Here is a 20642-nt window from a genome sequence, read left to right on the forward strand (position 1 = left end):
CCTATATCGCTAAGTATTTAATTAATCATCATCTTTATATGATTTGCTCCAATGTAACAGATGCTGCCACAGATGAATATAAAAAAACTCATGGATCAGAATCTGGCAGGGCGCGGCGGTTTAAATGCAGCCGGAGACTGTTTGAAATCATGAATAGCTTTTTCAATGGCACGGATTTTCAGTTGGGCAGCTTTTTCACCTTCCAGAATGGTGGCATTACTGGACTTTAAATCAAGCGTGCCGATATGGCCCACTTGCGGCTGAATCACCACGGTCGCCTGTTTCAGCTCTTCATTAATACTTTGCTGTCCCATGATATTAATAGTTTGATCCAACAGTCCCCACATATTGATGGCTTTGCTGCTGTCCGGCCGGGCAGAAATATCTACGGCAATCACCAGATCGGCGCCCATATCCTTGGCCGTTTTAACCGGAATCGGGCTGACCAGACCGCCATCAATATATTTTTTGCCGCCAATGACTGCAGGCACAAAGACATTCGGAATACTGCAAGAGGCACGAACGGCTTGTCCGGCATTGCCTTTAATAAAATCTGCCTTACGCCCATTGTCCAACCGGGTAGCGACTGCGGCAAAACGGATCGGGAACTGTTCAATGGGTTTGTTCGCAATCTGGCTATTGACGTAATCCTGAAGTTTTTGGCCCGCAATAATCCCTTGCCGGTTCAGGGTTAAATCCCGAATATCGGATTCTTTAAAATTCAGGGCAATTTGTTGTAATTGATAAGGAGACTTACCGCTAGCGTACAGGCTGCCGACAAAACTTCCGGCACTGGTACCAGTGACAATTTTCGGTTTAATACCATGTGACTCCAGGACTTTCAGCACCCCGATATGGGCAAAGCCTTTGGCGCCTCCGCCGCCAAGCGCAACGGCGACCACCGGTTCGCGCGCTTTAATCGGAGTCGTAGCAGTCGGAGTTTTACTGGCTTTATCACAGCCAGCCAAGCTTAGGCCAAGACAGCCAATAAAAGCATAATGAGCGAATTTCATTGTAGAAAATGACGGTTAAATCAACAAAATTGAGGCTATCACATCAAAAAAATCGGTTTTTGCCTAGTCTTTTTTCAAAAGCTTTTGTAATGGCTTCGCCACCCAGGCCGGATTTTTTGCCGAGAACTTGCCTGCATAATGTTGATAGATCTGCTCCAGGTCGTATTCATAGTCACCGGTCAGATGATAAACCCCCAAGATATGGATGGTCTTGAGGTCATAATCAAAAGAGAACATGACAATCGGTAGCTGTGCCTCTTGGGCAATATAATAAAAACCGCTACGAATTTTTTCCGGTGCCTTGCGAGAGCCTTCAGGCGCCATACCAATCCAGATTTGTTCGGACTGTTCAATAATCTCTACAATCTGCCGGGTTTGTCCTTGTGCGCTACTTCGGACGACTGGCACCACATCCACCCACTCCAGAATCGGTTTCAGCGGAGTACGAAACAAGCTGTCTTTCCCAAAAATAGTAATCTGGATTCCAAGACCCAGCAGAGCATTAAACCCCAACCAGGCATCAATATTGGAGGTATGTGGCGAAATGATAGCAACCGCTTTAGGCAAATCCGGAAATTCTCCTTCGATTCGCCAGCCTTGGGCTAAAAATAGCTGTTTAAAAAAGCTCCGGCTCAGTTTGCTACCGCGAGAGGGAACATGCGGAGGAAGGGTGGGAAAGCGTGTCATGGTCATCAGCGTTTCTTCCTGAAACTCATTTCTCTTTATTTTTGATCATATTAGACTGTTGTAAAATCTGGATCATTGGCAAAATATATAGCATTCTTTAATACCTCTGGTGCATTTTATCTTTCGGGGACCTAGTCTAAATATGCGGAATACTTATATTTTATTGTTTTCCCTATATTGGGCGCAGGGACTTCCGGTTGGGTTTATGACTCATGCCTTACCCGTGATTCTGCGAGCACAGGGCGTGTCTTTGGCGCATATCGGGGGCTTTGGTCTGCTCATGTTGCCCTGGTCGATTAAAGTCTTCTGGGCACCGCTGGTTGACCGTTACGGAGTTAAAACTCAAGGGCATTATCGAAGCTGGATTATTCCACTGCAATTGCTGTCAGTTGCCGTATTAATAGGTCTGTCTTTTTTACCTATTCAGGCTTTAAACCAGCCATTGTATCTACTGGCTTTTTTTACCGCATTGCTGCTGATGAATGGGGTTGGTGCGACTCAGGACATTGCTACCGATGCGCTGGCAGTTAATATCTTGAAAAATGAACAGCAGCATTGGGGCAATACTTTTCAGGTGATTGGCTCACGTCTGGGTTTTATTGTGGGTGGCGGGGCCATTTTACTGTTTCTGGATTTACTGCAATGGCAAAGCACTTTTTTATTCTTGGCTGCACTGGTTTTTCTAAATACACTGCCGATTTTAAGATTTAAAGAACCCTCGCACCATTTAGCTGTATCCGAAACAGTGCCGGCTTCGACCCGAATTCGAATGAAAACCTATTTTCGATATTTCTGCTCAGACTCCACCTTGGCTAAATGGCTGCTGGTATTACTCACCTTTAAGGTAGCCGATGGATTATCCGGGCCTTTATTAAAACCTTTAATGGTTGATATGGGCTTGAGCCTGAGCCAGATTGGTATCTACGTGACCATGTTAGGGGCTTTTGCTGCCTTGCTCGGCGCAGGGTTGGCGGGCTGGTGTCTGAAATACTGGTCTCGACCGCGAAGTCTGCTGGTTTTTTCAATAGTTAAAATATTGACGCTGATGGTTTATGCCTGGTTAGCCGGACAATATGAAGCGCAACTACCAATCAATCATTGGGTCATTTATGCCGTAAATGCCGCAGAAGATATGGTGTCTGCCATGCTTTTGGTGGTGATGTTGACCTTGATTATGCAATACAGCCGCAAGCATCTGGCGGGTACGGATTTTACTTTTCAAGTTTCGGTGATGGCCACAGTGAGTGGTGGCCTATATAGCCTGAGCGGGATATTAGGAGATTATCTGGGCTATACCCAGTATTTAACCTATATTGCATGGATCAGTGTATTGTTATTATGGCCGATCATATTGTGGTGCAGAACAACGCAGAAATCCTAATCATTGCAAAGCATCAATTAAATCCGTATTAAAAATAATCAATATATTTTGAAAATGTCGTTAATACATATTTTAGCTAAAAGTATGAGATAAAAATGATTTCAAACTGAGTTAAAAATTGTTAAATTCCTGATGTTTTCAAACGACTTGTTATATAGGCAGGTTAAAACGTAAATCCAGTAAAATCAGGTGATGTGATCAGGATGATGTTTAACCTTGCATATTGTTCAGGAGTTATCTCGCGAGATAATCAAATAAGTCAGTTTATAATTATAGATATTCAACACGGTTTAGGTTTTTGGGAATCAGCAAGCTTTCAAAGCCAATGAACGTTTGTTCAATATGGAGAATGTAATGAGTCAAGTTTTAACACGAAAGTTTTTAGCTAAAGGATTAGCAGTTGCAGTAACCACCTTGATGATGGGGACGGTTGCACATGCTGAAACACAAGAGCAAAAAGAAATTAAGCAGCTGCGTCAAGAAATTGAAGCATTAAAAGCATTAGTCGTACAGCAGCAACAAGTTCAGCAAAATCAAGCCGTACAGATTGAACAGGTTAAAGCAGCACCCCAACCATCAGCAGCTGCACCGAAAGCGCTAGCTACAAAATCAGATACCGAAGTGAAGCTATATGGTTTCGTTCGTGGTGATGCGAACTATATCATTGAAGGTTCAGCAGGAGATTTCTCTGACGTTGCTAAAACCGATGGTCAAACCAGAGACAAGCTCGTCGCAACAGCAAAAACAACACGAATTGGCTTAGATTTTAAAACCAATGTCAACGGTGCAGAGGTGGGCGGTAAACTTGAAAGCGATTTCGCAGGGTCTAGTGATTCATTCCGTATACGTCACGCATATTTAACCTATGAAAACTGGTTGATTGGTCAAACCCAATCTAACTTCTTGTCAAATCACGCCCCGTTTATGATTGACTTCAGCACCAACGTCGGTGGGGGTACTACACGTATACCAATGGTTCGTTATGGTTTTGATTTGACACCGGCAACACAATTGTTCCTGGCGGCAGAAAAACCAAAATCAACTGCTGTACACAGTAAATTAAATGCCGAAGGCAAAGAAGTAAGTGTTGAACATATTAAATCAAGCACACCAACACTAACCGCTAAATTGGCACACAACTTTGATGACAACAAAGGTAATGCATCTGCGCGTGCTTTAGTTGAAGTGTATAAAGATGAAGATATCAACAAGCGTAAAACAGGTTGGGGTCTAGCAGCAGGTACAACGTATCAAGTGCTTGATCCTTTAAAAGCGACGCTAGATGTCAGCTATACCAAAGGTGTAAACGGTATTTTGTATGGTACCGATGCCAATGCTGCATTTATGGATGATGAAAATGACCGTCATATTGAGCAAAATGAAATTTGGGCGGTACAAACGGGCTTAACCTACAGCATTTTACCTAACTTAAAAACCTCACTAGGTTATGGTGCATTGTTTGCTGATAAAGACTCAGACTATGCAGAGCTCAATAAGACTGCAAACAAAGAAGTACAACAAGCATGGTTAAACCTGGTGTATTCACCAGTTAAACCGCTTGAGTTTGGTATTGAGTATGTCAATGGTGAGCGTAAAACCTTTAATAATGAAAAATTCAAAGATAACCGTATTGGTTTAATGAGCAAATATAGCTTCTAATTGATAAGCTGAAGTTTTAAAAAAATCCCACCACTCGGTGGGATTTTTTTAAAACTTCCTTGACGAGAAGATATCTTTAATAAAGCCTGGGGATTGCTACAGGCTTGAAATACAAGTTTTAATTTGGAGTTTTTATTTGAGTAAGCGCTGGAATTAGGCAACTTTATATCTTACTTTAGACATTGTGGGTGGTTCGTATGATGAACAAGCATGACCTTTCTGTGAGCGTAAGAGGGTATATCTCTTATACAAAGCTCGGCCATAATCAGAATTTTTAATTTATCTGAAACATCGGTCTACTTTAAGTGACGCGATAACTGTTCATGGCTTCTGTCCAATCCGCGCTCGTACAACGTGGGCAGATCTGTTCTACATGAGAAAGATGCTGAACTTGTCCACAGTAAATACAGGCGTAAAGCTGCTCTGGCTTCACGTCTTGAATGGTCATACAGGTTTTGAGGAAAAGAGGTAAGCCAGGTCGAACATCCTCTGGCTTAAAAAATAGGATACTGAACTTTCCATCTGTTTCCAGTAGTCCGGTACGGACCTGTCCCAGATGTTCGATACCTTGCTGACGCATTTCAGCAAAGAATTCATCATGTGACATTTTACCTTTTTTGATTTCTTCGACCACCAATCTGCCATTTTCAACGATATAAATCGGTTTGCCTTCGAGCAAATCTTCAAAGGGTTGATACTTCATCATCAGCCATGTGGTCAGGCGGTACATAGTAATGATAATACTCATAATGAGCAGTGCCTGAATCAGGGGCAGATCCTTGGTAAACATCGGATCACCGGCAATCGAGCCGAGGGACAAAATAATGGCCAGCTCAAATACCGAAAGTTGCCGTACGCCACGTTTACCGGTCAGCCGTAAAAATAGAATAATCATGATAAACATACACACACAGCGCACCACAATTTCAGTGGCAAATTCCCAGGTGGTATCGTGGATAAAGATCGTGGCCCAATCCATATAAGCTGTCCCTGCATCTCATTATTGGTTTAGAGTCTAGCAATCTGACACGTTTATTTGCTCTGTGTTTATGTAAGCTTTTGAATACAGAAAACATTAACTTAATAAAGCGAATTTCAGATTTAGATCGCAATATAAATTTTATTGAGTGAGTTTATTGATCTAACCGAGTACTGAAAATAAGTTTAATCCTGTAGGGCATAAATTTTTTCAATCTGCATAATCAGTTGATGACTTAGATCGTGAATATGCTGGCTATGCTTGCTAAGTAAAGCTTGATGTTTGAGTTGTTTTTGATCCTGCGGCTGCAATAAATGTTGTTGCAGAATCTCTTCAGAATGAAACAGTTCAAATGCCAGTTGATTCAGGTTGGAGTCATAAATTTGACTATGTACAAAGATATGCAGTTCCTTGGAAAAAACTGGAATTAGTTCCAGATATTCAGTTTCCAGCGTTTGCAGGATATTCTGGGTACTTTGCTGATGTGACTGCATTTGTTGAATAAATTCAGAGCTATAACGGCGAATACGATAGAGGGTAGGGAGCAAGGTGACAAAGTATTTCTGTTTTTGCTTGTCTTGCAGGGCATCATCACGATTTTGTGCCAAATGGTTTAAATACAAGGGCACACTAATCGCCACAAAAATTGCAATTACAGAGCCAATCGCTTGCACCCATGCGGCAAGTTCCTGATTAAAGATTAAATCTGCTTGCGTCGGCATCTGAATCTCCTTTTCAGTACAATAATGACTGGAAGTCCTGTCGTATTGATTCCTTGATATTAAACAAAAACTGCCCAAATAGGGCGAATATTTGTACCGAGTGTGGGCATACAGCTCAGGTATAAAAGCGTTAAACTTAGCGCTCTGTCCTGTTTTTCTTGCATGTCATGTCTTTTGAGTTAAAAACTACGCCACAAGCTGTTTTAGACGCCTCACCCCAGCATAGAAAGCTGAATGTGCTGATTGATCAGATTGAGCAACAAAAGCGGCTACTGCTGGCATGGCAAACTGCTAAAGATGAAATTCGTGTCTATAGTCAAAAGGCGCTCCTGCCTGCGTATCGCGAGTTATATAGCACGCTGTATGAGCAAATGCAGATACTGTGGAATAGCCTAATTTATTATGATTTAAGCAAGTCAGATCGCGCCGTGGTGGAAGATAAAATCCAAACGCTTGCTCGTTTACTCCAATGTTCTCATTTGCTGAGTCAAAAGCAGTTAGATGAAGTAGAAAATATGTATGCTTATTATCAGCAGGCAGATGAATATTCAAAGAAAAAAACCAAAAAGAAAAATATAGACAGTTTTGATCAATCTGAAAATATTGAATCTCCCGCTGATGAAGATTGGAATAATGACCAATACCAACAAGCAAAAGAGCAAGCCAAATTAAAGCGTCAGCAAGATAAACAAACCCAAGCCGAAAAGTTAGTAAACCAGTCACTTAAAACCGTGTATTTAAAAATTGCTTCGATTATTCATCCTGACCGCGAACCTGATGAATCTAAAAGAGTTGAAAAGACTGAACTATTACAACGTGTCAATGAAGCCTATGAACAGGAAGATTTGTTCTGTTTACTGAAACTTCAGCTTGAAGTGGAACAAAGTAAAACTGGTGCAAATAAGGGTTTAAACGCAGAGCAAGTCAAGTTTTACCAACATGCGTTGGAAGCGCAAAGCCAAGCATTAAAGATGCAGATTCAGGAGTTGATTGACTCGCTCGTTTGGTCAAATAAAGCCAAAATTGCAGTCCAGAAGTCGAAAGGGCGATTGAATATTACGGACTTATATAAGCAGATTGATGCGGATGTGTCTGCGGTCAAGCAACAGCTGAAAGCAGAAAAGCAAAGACTGAGCTTTATGGGGAAAGAGAGTGGGTTGGAGATGTTGTTGGAGCATGGCGTGCTTTAATGCTTTTCTCCCTTTCCCTTTGGGATGAGGAACAACATTCTGCAAGGGGGTGAGGGTTGTTTTTTTAGATTCACCTCTCCCTTGCGTAGCAGTGCTACTCATCACTTGCGCTTCGTTTTAAAGCAGCGCTTTAAAACTTGCTCAGGAGAGGGAACTTCATTGTGTATCGTATAATGACAATAAATTTAAGAGGGAAATAAAAATGAAAATAGATCCCCAATTATTAGAATTCGCCAAATACATGCGCCACTCTGCCACCGATGCAGAACATCTGATGTGGCAAATCCTACGTGCCAAGCGGTTTATGGGCTTAAAATTTAGGCGTCAGCATGTGATCAAACCTTATATTGTGGACTTTTATTGTCATGAAGTTGGTTTAGTGATTGAGTTGGATGGGAGTCAGCATGGAATGGATGATGCGATTGGATATGATGCTGAACGCACCAAGTTTTTAGAGGCGTTGGGTTTAACCGTTGTGCGGTATTGGAATCATGATGTGTTGAGTGGGACGGATGTGGTGTTGGGGGATTTGTGGAATGTGTGTTCACAACTGAAAAAAGATTAGTAATGAAAGCTCCTTCTCCCTATGAGAGAAGGCGGGGGATGAGGGAAGAATTAATAATGAAAAAAATTTAAAAGCACCTCTCCCTGACCCTCTCCTGAAAGGAGAGGGAACTCCATTGTGAAAGTTGTGCAGATACTAAATCAAATGACACTCCCTCTCCCTTTGGGAGAGGGCTGGGGTGAGGGTTATTAAAAATACCGTGATTGAATCATCTTAAAATGATATAAAAACATATAATTAAGAATTTTTTAGGGGGATGTAGTGAATTCTAAAGTTGAAGTCAAAACTAAAGAAGATCATGGTCTATGGTATGACAATAATATTGATCCATACAAAGGATTAGCAGAAATTATTGCTGTAACTTTAAAAAACTCCTTAATTTCACAAAAGATTAGTTTTGTAGATGTTCCGTATCGGCATAAAACTAAAAAAAGTTTTCTCAAAAAAAATTAAAGATAAGCTTTCAGAGAAGGATTATAGCCCAACCTCAATGACTGATTTGGCTGGTGTTCGTGTGATTACATTAATTGAATCAGATGTACAAAAAGTTTGTACCCTTATTGAATCGATGTTTAACATCCATAAAGCGGACAGTGTAAATAAGTCTGAAAACTTAGGTGAAGAGAGAGTAGGTTATCGTTCTATTCATTTTGTGTGCGATGTCGGAGAAAGTAGGGAAAAAATGCCTGAATTCTCAGCCTATAAAGGATTATGCTTTGAAATTCAGGTGAGGACAGCTCTAGAGCATGCATGGGCAGAAATAGAACATGACCGGGGTTATAAACTAGGTGGTAAACTGCCTTCACATTTAAATCGTCGTTTCAAGCTTTTGTCAGGACTATTAGAATCTGCTGATTTAGAGTTTAATAGACTTACAGTGGAAATTGAAAATTATGCAAAAACAATTGATATAAAAGAAGATAATAATGAAATAGAGTTTGAATTAACAACTATCGGTATTTGCTCCTTGCTCGATGATAAGTATCCACATCTGATTACAGTTAATAGCTTTTCTGCAGAATTAGTAACTTCCGAAATAATTAAAGAAATAGAAGATTTTGGAATCAAGACTTTAAATGAGTTAGATAGATTAATTAGGGAAGCCACTAAAAATTACAAATTTTCTAGTGAAAATAGTTACATCGGTTTTTTAAGAGATGTGATGTTAATAACAGATATGGAGAAATATTTTAAAAATTCTTATTCTAATATGGAAGATCAATGGGGTAGTAATGATGGTTTTAAACTTCTATTGCAAAAATATTCTGAAAAGGCAATTAGAGAAGCACATAAAAAATATGGAGTTTTTCTGGAGGGATAAATAAAAAACCCCCTCAAATAAGGGGATTTTTTTGAATCAACCTACAGCATTAAAGCGCCGCAATTTGCTCCATATTCGCTTTAATCTTCGCGAGCTGATCAGCAAACTCAGCAAGCTTCACTTTCTCGCCTTCAACTACAGCAGCAGGTGCTTTGGCCACAAAACCTTCATTGGCTAACTTAGTTGCAATTTGGTCATGCTGTTTTTGAACCTTGTCGAAGTCTTTTTGTAGACGACCCAATTCCGCTTTAGGGTCAATTAAACCCTTCATTGGAACGAATACAGACACATGACCGACTACAGATGAAGAAGACAATGGTGGTTGTTCAGCATCTGCAAGGAAGGTAATGCTTTCAACTTTAGCCAATGCCTTGAACAATGGTTCAATACGTGCAATTTGTGCTTTTTCAGCATCAGTAGTGTTTTGAAGCAGAACAGGCAACAAGCGTGCATTGCCTAGACCCATCTCACCACGGATGTTACGTACCGCACCAATCAAACCTTGCAGCCATTGCATGTCCGCTTCAGCTTGGTCATTGATTAACGCTTGCTCAGCAACAGGGTACTGCGCCAACATAATGGTTTCGCCAGAAATGTTGAGTTTCGGCGCAAGCGTTTGCCAGATTTCTTCTGTCAGATAAGGCATCAACGGATGAGCCAAACGCAAAGACGTTTCCATTACCGCAAGGAGAACACGACGCACTTCAGCTTTACGCTCTTCAGATACGGTTTCATCATTTAGAACTGGTTTAGTGAGTTCCACATACCAGTCACAGTATTCATTCCAGATGAACTCATAAATCGCTTGCGCAGCCAGATCTAAACGGTAGGTTGCAAATGCGGTCTGCACCGCTTGTTCCGCTTTTTGCAGACGGCTGACGATCCATTGTTCAGGCAATTCCCATAGGTCTTGACGTGCTTCTGAACCAATGGTTTGACCTTCAACATTCATCATCACAAAACGGGTTGCGTTCCAGATCTTGTTGGCAAAGTTACGGTAACCTTCAACACGTTTCATATCGAACTTGATGTCACGACCGGTGTTGGCAAGCGCACAGAAGGTGAAACGAACCGCGTCAGTACCGTAAGACTGAATCCCTTCAGGGAATTCTTTACGGGTTGATTTCTCAATCTTCGCTGCCTGTTTCGGGTTCATCAAACCTGTTGTACGTTTTTGTACTAAAGTTTCAAGATCCACACCGTCAATCAAATCTAGCGGGTCAAGCACGTTCCCCTTAGATTTAGACATCTTCTGACCTTCACCGTCACGTACCAGACCATGTACATATACAGTCTTAAACGGTACTTGTGGGGTGCCATCTTCATTTTTCATGAAGTGCATGGTCATCATGATCATGCGGGCAACCCAGAAGAAGATGATGTCAAAACCAGTGACCAGTACATCAGTCGGGTGGAAGGTATTTAAGAAATAGTTCTCAGCATCTTTTTTCGCATCGCCGGTCCAGCCTAAAGTCGAGAATGTCCAAAGAGCAGATGAGAACCAGGTGTCCAGTACGTCTTCATCTTGGCTTAACTGAACGTCAGCAGGGATGTTGTTTTTCGCCCGTACTTCAGCTTCGTCACGACCCACAAATACATTGCCGTCAGCATCGTACCAAGCCGGGATACGGTGACCCCACCACAATTGACGCGAGATACACCAGTCTTGAATATTGTTCATCCACGCCATGTACATGTTGCTGTACTGCTCAGGTACGAACTTGATACGGCCGTCTTGAACCGCTTCAATGGCAGGTTTGGCAAGTGGCGCGATCTTCACATACCATTGGTCTGTCAATAACGGTTCTACGATGACACCTGAACGGTCACCACGAGGTGGTTTTAAAGTATATGGTTGGATTTGGTCTAACCAGCCTTCTGCTTCTGCTTGAGCGACCAATTTTTTACGTGCTTCAAAACGTTCTAAACCAATGTAGTCCGCAGGGGCAGGAATGGTTTTAGAAATTTGCTCGCCCGCTTTTGCGATGTATTCAAAATCGCTCAACACTTCCGCATTTTTGTTGAAGATGTTGATGATTGGCAATTCGCAACGTTTACCCACTTCATAGTCATTGAAGTCGTGTGCAGGGGTGATTTTTACACAGCCTGTACCGAATTCTTTGTCGACATATTCATCTTTAACAATTGGAACCGCACGACCAGTAATTGGTAGGATGATGTTTTGACCTACCAAGTGCGCATAGCGCTCATCATCAAGCGCAACCGCAACCGCTGTATCACCGAGCAATGTTTCAGGACGAGTGGTTGCCACCACGATGTGGTCTTTACCGTCGTGGGTACGAAGTGACTTATCTTCAAAGAAGTATTTGAAGTGCCACAGTGAACCTGCTTCTTCTTTATCCGACTCAACTTCAAGGTCAGAAAGCGCAGTTTGTAGTTTTGGATCCCAGTTAACCAGACGTTTACCGCGGTAGATCAAGCCATCTTCATGCAATTTTACAAACACTTCTTTGACTGCATTGGATAGACCATCATCCATGGTGAAGCGTTCACGTGACCAGTCCACAGAAGAGCCCAGACGACGGATTTGATGCGTAATATTTCCGCCTGATTGTTCTTTCCACTCCCAGACTTTTTCAATGAACTTTTCACGGCCCAGATCATGACGGCTGATACCTTCTGCACCGAGCTGACGTTCTACCACCATTTGGGTGGCAATGCCGGCATGGTCAGTTCCTGGCTGCCAAAGCGTATTTTTGCCAGACATGCGGTTATAACGGGTCAGGGCATCCATAATGGCATTGTTAAAACCATGACCCATATGCAAGCTACCGGTGACGTTTGGCGGTGGAATCATGATACAGAATGATTCACCTTTTTCAGAGGGCTTGAAATAGCCACGCTCTTCCCACGTTTGGTACCATTTTTTCTCGATCTCAGTCGGATCGTAAGTTGTAGCAATATTTTGCGCTGAATCAGTCATAGTTCGAACAGATCAAAAGTAGATGAAAAATTGTAGCTATTGTAGCAAAAAAAATAACGACTGCGGCAGTCCAAGCAGATGCAAACTTTAACCGGACTGCTTGAGAGATTGATGACCCTATGGTAGAACGGAATAAAAGGCGACTCATCGCAAATGACAAGAATACGACTCGGATATGAGGAAACCCAGATGAGCTATAACATTTATCTACAACTTCAGCCTGAAACTCATCACCGTTTTAGAGAGCTTCATTCCCGGTTAAATGCTGGAGATCAGATCAGCCTGGCCAAACCTTTGGGAGAAAATCTGGCGGATATGGCCTGTGAAATTATCGAACAAGTTTTCGGGCAGGTTGCCCGTCTGTCCACTTCACAGGATCATGAGTCAGAAAAGGTAATTCAGCAGATTCTCGATACCATTCATAAATATATGCCATGGTCTGTTTCATTTTTTGCCAATCAGCGGCTGCTGCCTTTGGTTAATTATTTGTATGACCTAATGCATGAAAATGAAGGGGATTATTTTATGCGTTATCCGGTTGAACCGCATCTGGTGACAGACTTGCTCAGCTATGCCTATGATATGAAAGCCGGCAATCAGCATGCTGTATCACTGGCTTTAAAAGCTTTCATTGAAGTAGTGGATCAGGGTGTCACCCATTTGGTACGTCAGCCCAAAAGTATCCTGAAATTTAATGTGGTAGTTGATAAAACCCTGAATGGTGTGATTAATTTAACCACACAGCTCGGTTATAAACGTTTTGATAAATTGGGAAGCATCTATGATGTACATACCATGAGTCATTATTTCGAGCATTTTTTAGCATTTCTGGAAGATGAAGTGAGGGTTTGCTAACCCTTTATTTACGGTTGCGACGTGAGTGAGATATCTCGCAAGATTTTATAGCTGAGATGAGATGAGGCAAGAAGTTGCGTTGTTCTAAATGAATGACTCATCAAGAGATAGCGGCAAAAAATATACTCGTCCTCTTGCACTATGAACAACGCGATGCTTGGTTCTTGCTCATGGAGTTAAAACTCTCGCAGATTTCGGTATGAAACTTGGTCATGCTTGATCTGCTCAAGCTGGTTTATAGCGCAATCCATTTCAAGGGCAGCAAACTCTAAATACACAGCGAATATTTCAAAGATAAGAGGGATTCAATGGCACAGCTGGAAAATTTAAAAGACAAGGTCGTCTGGATTACCGGGGCATCCTCGGGGATTGGTAAAGCAATTGCACAGGAGTGTGCGATGCAGGGGGCACAGGTCATATTGACGGCACGCCGTTATGAAGAACTGGAAAAAGTCCGTATCAGTTTGCTTAATCCGGACCAGCATCTTGCTATTACTGCTGATATTACTGATGAAAGCCAGGTACGCCAAGCCTATGAGCAGGTCCTGAGCGAAAAAGGCCGGATTGACTGGCTGATCAATAATGCCGGGCTGAGTCAACGTGCGCTGATCTTGGATACCAGCATGCAAACTGAGCGTACCATTATGGAAGTGGATTATTTCTCACAGGTGTTTTTGACCAAAACCGTATTGCCGACTTTTTTACAGCAAAAATCTGGCCGGATTGTTTTTGTTTCCAGTGTAGCCGGCCTGCTGGGAACCCAATACCGTGCTTCTTATTCAGCGGCCAAAGCAGCGATTCATATGTGGGCTAACAGTTTACGTGCTGAAGTGGCGGAGGATGATGTGGATGTTTCTGTGATTTTCCCGGGCTTTGTAAAAACCAATGTGTCGATTAACGCCCTAAATGGAGAAGGCAAAGCTCAGGGCTTTAATAATGAAGCGACGGCAAATGGCTTGGAGGCCGAGGAGTTTGCCCAAATAGCTGTCAAAGCCTTAATGAAGGGTGAGGAATATATTGTTGTCGGTGGTCGTAAAGAAGTGCTAGGAACCTGGGTGTCGCGTGTATCGCCAGGCATGTTGTATAAAATGATCCGTAAAACCAAGGTCAAATAGGCGCTTGGTTCAAGCAATTCAATTGATATATGAAACACCTCCTTTAAAACAAGGAAGGATGATCAAATATAAAAAATCCCCCTCATTTGAGGGGGATTTTCTTTTCAAATCTCAATTGGTTTTTTCTCCCTTGATGACAGGGGCGAGGTGGATTAATTCACTGAATCATCCAAATTCGGCGCTAACCAGCGTTTTGCTTCATCCAGTGTCCAGCCCTTACGCTTCGCATAATCTTCCAGCTGATCGCCAGAGATTTTACCCACGTTAAAGTATTCAGTTTCAGGGTTGGCATAATAGAAACCGCTCACTGATGAAGGTGGCCACATTGCAAAACTTGTGGTTAAGTACGTACCAATTTTATCCGTTGTATCTAACCAGTCAAACAATGGCGCTTTTTCAGAATGTTCAGGACAAGCCGGGTAGCCCGGTGCAGGGCGAATACCGACATACTTCTCTTTGATCAATTCATCATTGGTTAATTGTTCGTCCGCTTGGTAGCCCCAGAACTCTTTACGAATACGCTGGTGCAAATGCTCGGCAAAGGCTTCAGCAAAACGGTCACCCAAGGCTTGAACCATAATGGCATTATAGTCATCGCCTTTGGCTTTATATTCCTGCGACAGCTCTTCCGCACCGAAGATCGACACGGTAAAGCCGCCCAAGTAATCCTGAGCCACATCTTTAGGGGCAATAAAGTCAGCCAGTGAATAGTTGGCTTTGCCGGTCACTTTGTCGGACTGCTGGCGTAGGTGTTCGAAAGTATGAGTGACCTTACCGGCTTCATCCATGACAGTAACCGTATCTGAACCGGTACGGTTCGCAGGGTAAAGACTGAAAGTCGCACGTGCATCGAAACGTTTGTTCTGGATGATGTCTTGCAGCATTTCCTGGGCTTGAGCATACAGGTCACGCGCGGCTTCACCGACAATTTCATCTTCCAGAATTTTCGGGAATTTGCCTGCCAGACTCCAAGAAATAAAGAATGGTGTCCAGTCAAAGTATTCCACCAAGGTTTCTAAAGGATAGTTAGTGAAAGTTTGTGAGCCAATGAAGTTTGGTTTTGCCGGGGCATTCTTGTTGAAGTCAATTTTAAAACTATTTTCTATAGAAGCCTGATAGGACAGCTTCGCCGCTTTCGGCTGTTTGTTGGCAAGACGGGTACGGATTTTTTCATAATCCGCAGCATAGTCGGCCAGCAGTTGAGGCTTCATTTCCGCAGAAAGCAGTTGTGTCGCTACACCAACTGCACGTGAAGCATCAGCGGTATACAGTACACCATCATTTTGATATTGCGGAGCGATCTTCACCGCAGTATGAGCTTTAGAAGTGGTTGCACCACCAATCATTAATGGAATGTTAAAGCCTTTACGCTGCATTTCTTTGGCGACAAACACCATTTCATCCAATGATGGCGTAATCAGACCCGACAAACCGATAATATCTACTTTTTCATCAATCGCGGTTTGTAGAATTTTCTCGCAAGGCACCATCACGCCAAGGTCAACGATGTCATAACCGTTACAGCCCAGTACCACGCCCACGATATTTTTGCCGATGTCGTGTACGTCACCTTTAACGGTGGCCAGTAGAATTTTACCTTTGGCTTCGCCTTGAGTCTTTTCTGCTTCAATGAATGGGTTCAGCCATGCAACTGCCTGTTTCATCACACGCGCGGATTTCACCACTTGAGGCAGGAACATTTTGCCGGCACCGAACAGGTCACCGACCACGTTCATACCTGCCATCAATGGACCTTCGATCACATCCAGTGGACGTGCAGATTTTAAACGGGCTTCTTCAGTATCCTCATTGATATAGGTGGTAATACCTTTCACCAAGGCATATTCCAGGCGTTTTTCTACGCTTTCATTACGCCATTCCAGGTTCTCTTCGGCTTTTTGCGCGCCGCCTTGACCCCGGTATTTTTCAGCAATTGCCAGCAGTTTCTCGGTCGCATCCTGACCGCTTTCACCCTGATTGCGGTTCATCACCACATCTTCGACCGCTTCTTTCAGCTCGGCAGGAATATCATCATAAATCGCCAGCTGACCCGCGTTGACGATCCCCATGGTCAAACCTTTCTGGATCGCGTGATACAGGAATACCGCATGAATCGCTTCACGCACTGGTTCGTTACCACGGAAAGAAAAGGAGACGTTGGAGATACCACCGGAAATCATCGCATTTGGCAGGTTCTGTTTAATCCAGCCAGTCGCTTCAATAAAGTCCACACCGTAGTTGTTGTGTTCTTCAATACCGGTCGCTACTGCAAAGACGTTCGGGTCAAAAATGATATCTTCAGACGGGAAGCCGACTTCATTGACCAGCACATCATATGAACGCTTACAGATTTCTTTTTTACGTTCAGCAGTATCAGCCTGACCATCTTCATCAAAGGCCATCACGATCACGGCAGCACCGTATTGACGACAGAGGCGGGCACGTTCAACAAACTCGTCATAGCCTTCTTTGAGGGAAATCGAGTTAACCACCGCTTTACCCTGTACACATTTCAGACCAGCTTCAATAATTTCCCATTTAGAGGAATCCAGCATGATCGGCACACGTGAAATATCTGGTTCAGAGGCAATCAGATTCAGGAAATGCACCATGGCACCCTGTGAATCCAGCATGCCTTCATCCATGTTGATGTCGATGATCTGTGCACCGGCGGCCACCTGTTGACGGGCCACGTCCAATGCTTCAGTAAAGTTTTCTTCTTTAATCAGACGCAGGAACTTTTTCGAGCCTGTGACGTTGGTACGTTCACCCACGTTCACAAATAATGAATCTTTGGTAATGTTAAATGGCTCTAAACCACTTAAACGGCAAGCAGGTGCAATTTCTGGCAGCTGGCGCGGGCGAATACCTTCAACCGCCTGGGCAATGGCACGAATATGATCCGGCGTGGTACCACAGCAACCGCCAGTAATATTAATCAAACCACTTTCAGCAAATTCTTTCAGGAATGCCGCAGTTTCTTCCGGGGTTTCATCATAGCCACCGAAAGCATTTGGCAGGCCGGCATTCGGATGCGCTGAAACAAAGGTATCGGCAACGTCAGACACGGTTTTGACGTGTGGACGCATGGCATCTGCACCCAGTGCACAGTTAAAGCCAATCGAAAGCGGCTCTGCATGACGCATCGAGTTCCAGAAGGCTTCTGCTGTTTGACCGGTCAGGGTACGGCCTGAAGCATCGGTAATCGTGCCCGAAATCATGATTGGCAGATCATAGCCTTGTTCTTTAAAGACTTCTTTAACTGCAAAGATGGCAGCTTTGGCATTTAAGGTATCAAATACTGTTTCAATCAGGATGATGTCTACACCGCCTTCAATCAACGCCTTGGTTGATTCGATGTAATTCACTTTTAACTGATCAAAGGTAATGTTACGGAACGCAGGGTCATTGACATTTGGAGAAATAGAGGTGGTACGTGAGGTTGGACCCAGTACACCGGCTACAAAACGTGGTTTTTCAGGCGTTGAATATTTGGCGCAGGCTTCTTTGGCCAGACGTGCCGCTTCACGGTTAATCTCCGGCACCAGCTCTTCCATGTGGTAATCCGACATGGAAACGCGCGTACCGTTAAAAGTGTTGGTTTCAATAATGTCAGCACCCGCTTCAAGATAGGCTTCATGAATACCTTGAATAATTTGCGGTTGGGTCAGCACTAAAAGGTCATTATTACCTTTGAGGTCATGTGCCCAATCTGCAAAACGCTCACCACGATAATCCGCTTCTTCCAGTTTATGACGTTGGATCATGGTACCCATCGCACCATCGATAATGAGAATTTTCTTGGCAAGAAGTTCTTTTAGAGTGGTAAGTGTGGACATGCAGACTTTCTCAGCAGGAATCAAAAATGTGTGTAATCTTAGCAGATTAGTTATCCAATATCTGCTGCATGAACTTAAGAATGATGGATATGCGTGATATAAAAATTTGATAAGTCTATAGATGTGCAGCTACAGATAAGAGCATCGGGTGTAGTAAGCCGGCCAAGCTCTTAAAGCTGGGGAGAATCAAGATCTAAAGAATAACCGACTGCTTTTATTCATAATATTGTCATATTTCTTTGGCATGATGTAGCCATAAAAAATTTGTCATCATTCGGGGCGCACTATATTTCACGTATGACAGCGTTTTAGTGTATTGAAAGCAGGAAAGGGTAAAAAGAGGTGGAAGGAGCAAATAAATAATTTTTAATAAAAAATCAGCGGCAGTATTCAGATGAAATAATATGCGCTGATCGGAATAAAGCTGAAAAATTTGCTTCATAAGCCGGCAAACTGTCATATAATTGTCACAATTTAACTGAACAATACGGGGATCATTGTATCCTCTATTCCTGCTTGCATGAATTCTAACCAAACTCCCATAGATTCAGCACAACAAGGGGCTTCTGTACAGAAGTCAACCAATGTTCATGTGCCCACACCGAAATTTTTTATGCCGGTGTTTTTGACTGTTATTATTTCCACGCTGATTTATATCGGCTTCCAATTGTCTGCAGATTTAGCGCATGTCCCTGCTTTAAGCCTCTATTCAGTGATTCTGCTGGCCACGGCCCTGTTTATTGCTTTGGGTTTCGAGTTCGTGAATGGTTTTCACGATACCGCGAATGCAGTAGCGACGGTGATTTATACCAATGCGCTCTCTGCACCTGTTGCAGTGATGTGGGCGGGTTTCTGTAACTTTCTCGGTGTGATGGTCGCAAGTGGCGCCGTAGCATACGGAATTATTGCTTTACTTCCAGTCGAACTGATTATGAATGTAGGAAGCGGCGCAGGTTTTGCGATGGTTTTTGCCATGCTGATCGCGGCGATTCTCTGGAATTTGGGCACCTGGTTTCTTGGTATTCCGGCTTCCAGTTCGCATACCCTGATCGGTTCGATTTTGGGGGTAGGCATCATGAACTATATTCTGAATTCGGGTGCAGGGGCTTCAGGTGTGGACATGGAGCAAGTCATGAAAGTGGGTAAGGCGCTGTTATTTTCGCCTTTAATCGGCTTTGCATTTGCAGCAATCCTGTTTCTGCTGGTGAAGAAAATCTTTAAGCGTCAACTGGAACTGTTCCAACCGCCTGAAGGCAACAAGCCACCACCACCGATGATTCGTGCCATTCTGATCTTTACCTGCACCGGCGTAAGCTTTGCGCATGGTTCAAATGATGGTCAAAAGGGTATGGGCTTGATCATGCTGATTTTGATTGGCTGTGTACCTTTGGCTTATTCACTGAATAAAAATCTTGATAGCCAGCATATCCAGTCTTTTGGTCAGTTATCTGCACAAACAGCTGATTTGATCTATCCAGAGCATGCCGATATTCCAGATGCACAAGCGCGTGATGTGATTACCAAGTATATTCAAACCAAGGAACTTACACCTGAAGTGGTGCCGGCGCTGGCGAGTTTGACAGACCATTTAGGTGAGAAAGTGGGTACTTATAGCAGCATTAAGGATGTACCAGAAGCACAGGTATCTGAATTCCGTAATGATATGTACTTAAGCACAACAGCATTCAAACGTCTGGATAAGGCGGAAGCTTTACCGGCTATGTCTGGTGCAGAGGAAAAAACAGTAGGAGCATATCGTGACAATCTGGACTCTTTCCTGCAATACATTCCGACCTGGGTGAAAGTGGCAACAGCCTTGGCTTTGGGGCTAGGAACGATGGTGGGTTGGAAGCGCATTGTCGTGACTGTGGGTGAGCGTATTGGTAAACAGCATATGACCTATGGTCAGGGGATGTCTGCCGAGCTTGTCGCGATGTCAACCATTGCTGCGGCAGATGGCTTGGGGATGCCAGTCTCGACTACACACGTTCTGAACTCTGCCGTTGCCGGTACGATGGTGGCGAACAAGTCTGGTTTGAATTTCCAGATGGTGAAAACAATTTTATCCGCCTGGATATTTACCCTGCCTGCAACAATCTGTTTATCAGGTGGTTTGTACTGGTTATTATTGAAAGTATTCTAAAAAGGTTTGATGTGAAAAACGCTGCTGGAGCAGCGTTTTTTTTATGAGTGGGAGAAAATTTTCTAACCTTAAAATTGGTGATTTTTTTGCTGAAATAGAAGACCGTTTGTTATCCAATGGCTTGCAAAATTATAAGGGATGCTCCCTCTCCCTATGGGAGAGGGCTGGGGTGAGGTGAGGGTAATCAGAAGGCTAAAAGTACTTTCAATAGAAGGATTAATAGCTAATT

At 43.2% G+C, this 20642-nt stretch carries 15 protein-coding genes; 9 read left to right on the forward strand and 6 right to left on the reverse strand.

Annotated elements, in window-relative coordinates; all coding sequences use genetic code 11:
* Positions 1-95: 95 nt before the first annotated feature.
* Both E2K74_RS01200 and E2K74_RS01205 read right to left on the reverse strand, forming a co-directional pair.
* Positions 96-1013 (reverse strand): patatin-like phospholipase family protein, encoded by a 918-nt coding sequence (locus E2K74_RS01200; RefSeq protein ID WP_151205924.1) that lies wholly within the window; start codon positions 1011-1013, stop codon positions 96-98.
* 63 nt (positions 1014-1076) lie between these two features.
* Positions 1077-1706 (reverse strand): 1-acyl-sn-glycerol-3-phosphate acyltransferase, encoded by a 630-nt coding sequence (locus E2K74_RS01205; protein WP_151205925.1) that lies wholly within the window; start codon positions 1704-1706, stop codon positions 1077-1079.
* Positions 1707-1842: 136 nt separating this feature from the next.
* Here E2K74_RS01205 and E2K74_RS01210 point away from each other — a divergent pair, with 136 nt between their 5' ends.
* Together E2K74_RS01210 and E2K74_RS01215 are read left to right on the forward strand one after the other, a co-directional pair.
* Positions 1843-3081, forward strand: a complete 1239-nt coding sequence (locus tag E2K74_RS01210; RefSeq protein ID WP_151205926.1) for an MFS transporter — start codon at positions 1843-1845, stop codon at positions 3079-3081.
* A 354-nt stretch (positions 3082-3435) separates the two neighbouring features.
* Positions 3436-4740 carry a DcaP family trimeric outer membrane transporter gene (locus E2K74_RS01215; protein WP_151205927.1) on the forward strand — a complete coding sequence of 435 codons (1305 nt, stop codon included), beginning with the start codon at positions 3436-3438 and terminating at the stop codon, positions 4738-4740.
* Positions 4741-5041: 301 nt separating this feature from the next.
* Here the strand turns inward: E2K74_RS01215 and E2K74_RS01220 are convergent, their stop codons facing one another.
* Positions 5042-5719 (reverse strand): DUF421 domain-containing protein, encoded by a 678-nt coding sequence (locus E2K74_RS01220; RefSeq protein WP_151205928.1) that lies wholly within the window; start codon positions 5717-5719, stop codon positions 5042-5044.
* A 185-nt stretch (positions 5720-5904) separates the two neighbouring features.
* Positions 5905-6441: a hypothetical protein gene (locus tag E2K74_RS01225; protein WP_151205155.1), complete on the reverse strand. Its 537-nt coding sequence runs from the start codon at positions 6439-6441 to the stop codon at positions 5905-5907.
* Between the two features lie 167 nt (positions 6442-6608).
* Here E2K74_RS01225 and E2K74_RS01230 point away from each other — a divergent pair, with 167 nt between their 5' ends.
* The 4 genes from E2K74_RS01230 to E2K74_RS01245 all read left to right on the forward strand — a co-directional run bounded on the left by E2K74_RS01230 (position 6609) and on the right by E2K74_RS01245 (position 9517).
* Positions 6609-7631 carry a molecular chaperone DnaJ gene (locus tag E2K74_RS01230; RefSeq protein WP_151205929.1) on the forward strand — a complete coding sequence of 341 codons (1023 nt, stop codon included), beginning with the start codon at positions 6609-6611 and terminating at the stop codon, positions 7629-7631.
* 202 nt (positions 7632-7833) lie between these two features.
* Positions 7834-8196: an endonuclease domain-containing protein gene (locus E2K74_RS01235; RefSeq protein WP_151205930.1), complete on the forward strand. Its 363-nt coding sequence runs from the start codon at positions 7834-7836 to the stop codon at positions 8194-8196.
* Positions 8197-8457: 261 nt separating this feature from the next.
* Complete coding sequence (locus E2K74_RS01240) at positions 8458-8649, forward strand: hypothetical protein (protein ID WP_151205931.1); 192 nt, start codon at positions 8458-8460, stop codon at positions 8647-8649.
* Complete coding sequence (locus tag E2K74_RS01245) at positions 8600-9517, forward strand: GTP pyrophosphokinase family protein (RefSeq protein ID WP_151205932.1); 918 nt, start codon at positions 8600-8602, stop codon at positions 9515-9517. The genes E2K74_RS01240 and E2K74_RS01245 overlap by 50 nt, the downstream gene beginning before the upstream one ends.
* A 49-nt stretch (positions 9518-9566) precedes the next feature.
* On the opposite strand, the gene E2K74_RS01250 is transcribed toward E2K74_RS01245, so the two are convergent.
* Positions 9567-12461 carry a valine--tRNA ligase gene (locus tag E2K74_RS01250; RefSeq protein ID WP_151205933.1) on the reverse strand — a complete coding sequence of 965 codons (2895 nt, stop codon included), beginning with the start codon at positions 12459-12461 and terminating at the stop codon, positions 9567-9569.
* Positions 12462-12650: 189 nt separating this feature from the next.
* Here E2K74_RS01250 and E2K74_RS01255 point away from each other — a divergent pair, with 189 nt between their 5' ends.
* Both E2K74_RS01255 and E2K74_RS01260 read left to right on the forward strand, forming a co-directional pair.
* Positions 12651-13316 carry a hypothetical protein gene (locus tag E2K74_RS01255; RefSeq protein WP_151205934.1) on the forward strand — a complete coding sequence of 222 codons (666 nt, stop codon included), beginning with the start codon at positions 12651-12653 and terminating at the stop codon, positions 13314-13316.
* A 308-nt stretch (positions 13317-13624) separates the two neighbouring features.
* Entirely contained in the window at positions 13625-14431 is an 807-nt protein-coding gene (locus E2K74_RS01260) for an SDR family oxidoreductase (RefSeq protein ID WP_151205935.1), read from the forward strand.
* A gap of 152 nt (positions 14432-14583) precedes the next feature.
* On the opposite strand, the gene metH is transcribed toward E2K74_RS01260, so the two are convergent.
* Positions 14584-18270 (reverse strand): methionine synthase, encoded by a 3687-nt coding sequence (gene metH, locus E2K74_RS01265; RefSeq protein ID WP_151205936.1) that lies wholly within the window; start codon positions 18268-18270, stop codon positions 14584-14586.
* 520 nt (positions 18271-18790) lie between these two features.
* Here metH and E2K74_RS01270 point away from each other — a divergent pair.
* A complete protein-coding gene (locus E2K74_RS01270) occupies positions 18791-20413 on the forward strand; it encodes an inorganic phosphate transporter (protein WP_151205937.1) in 1623 nt (540 codons plus the stop codon).
* Positions 20414-20642: the final 229 nt, after the last annotated feature.

It is taken from the genome of Acinetobacter sp. RF15B (genome assembly GCF_007558235.1).
Taxonomy (GTDB): domain Bacteria; phylum Pseudomonadota; class Gammaproteobacteria; order Pseudomonadales; family Moraxellaceae; genus Acinetobacter; species Acinetobacter lwoffii_C.

Excerpts from the sequence above, each read along its gene's own strand:
- E2K74_RS01200 (WP_151205924.1), bottom strand. The coding sequence starts at position 1,013 with ATGAAATTCGCTCATTATGCTTTTATTGGCTGTCTTGGCCTAAGCTTG.
- E2K74_RS01205 (WP_151205925.1), bottom strand. The coding sequence starts at position 1,706 with ATGACCATGACACGCTTTCCCACCCTTCCTCCGCATGTTCCCTCTCGC.
- E2K74_RS01210 (WP_151205926.1), top strand. The coding sequence starts at position 1,843 with ATGCGGAATACTTATATTTTATTGTTTTCCCTATATTGGGCGCAGGGA.
- E2K74_RS01215 (WP_151205927.1), top strand. The coding sequence starts at position 3,436 with ATGAGTCAAGTTTTAACACGAAAGTTTTTAGCTAAAGGATTAGCAGTT.
- E2K74_RS01220 (WP_151205928.1), bottom strand. The coding sequence starts at position 5,719 with ATGGATTGGGCCACGATCTTTATCCACGATACCACCTGGGAATTTGCC.
- E2K74_RS01225 (WP_151205155.1), bottom strand. The coding sequence starts at position 6,441 with ATGCCGACGCAAGCAGATTTAATCTTTAATCAGGAACTTGCCGCATGG.
- E2K74_RS01230 (WP_151205929.1), top strand. The coding sequence starts at position 6,609 with ATGTCTTTTGAGTTAAAAACTACGCCACAAGCTGTTTTAGACGCCTCA.
- E2K74_RS01235 (WP_151205930.1), top strand. The coding sequence starts at position 7,834 with ATGAAAATAGATCCCCAATTATTAGAATTCGCCAAATACATGCGCCAC.
- E2K74_RS01245 (WP_151205932.1), top strand. The coding sequence starts at position 8,600 with ATGTTCCGTATCGGCATAAAACTAAAAAAAGTTTTCTCAAAAAAAATT.
- E2K74_RS01250 (WP_151205933.1), bottom strand. The coding sequence starts at position 12,461 with ATGACTGATTCAGCGCAAAATATTGCTACAACTTACGATCCGACTGAG.
- E2K74_RS01255 (WP_151205934.1), top strand. The coding sequence starts at position 12,651 with ATGAGCTATAACATTTATCTACAACTTCAGCCTGAAACTCATCACCGT.
- E2K74_RS01260 (WP_151205935.1), top strand. The coding sequence starts at position 13,625 with ATGGCACAGCTGGAAAATTTAAAAGACAAGGTCGTCTGGATTACCGGG.
- metH (WP_151205936.1), bottom strand. The coding sequence starts at position 18,270 with ATGTCCACACTTACCACTCTAAAAGAACTTCTTGCCAAGAAAATTCTC.
- E2K74_RS01270 (WP_151205937.1), top strand. The coding sequence starts at position 18,791 with ATGAATTCTAACCAAACTCCCATAGATTCAGCACAACAAGGGGCTTCT.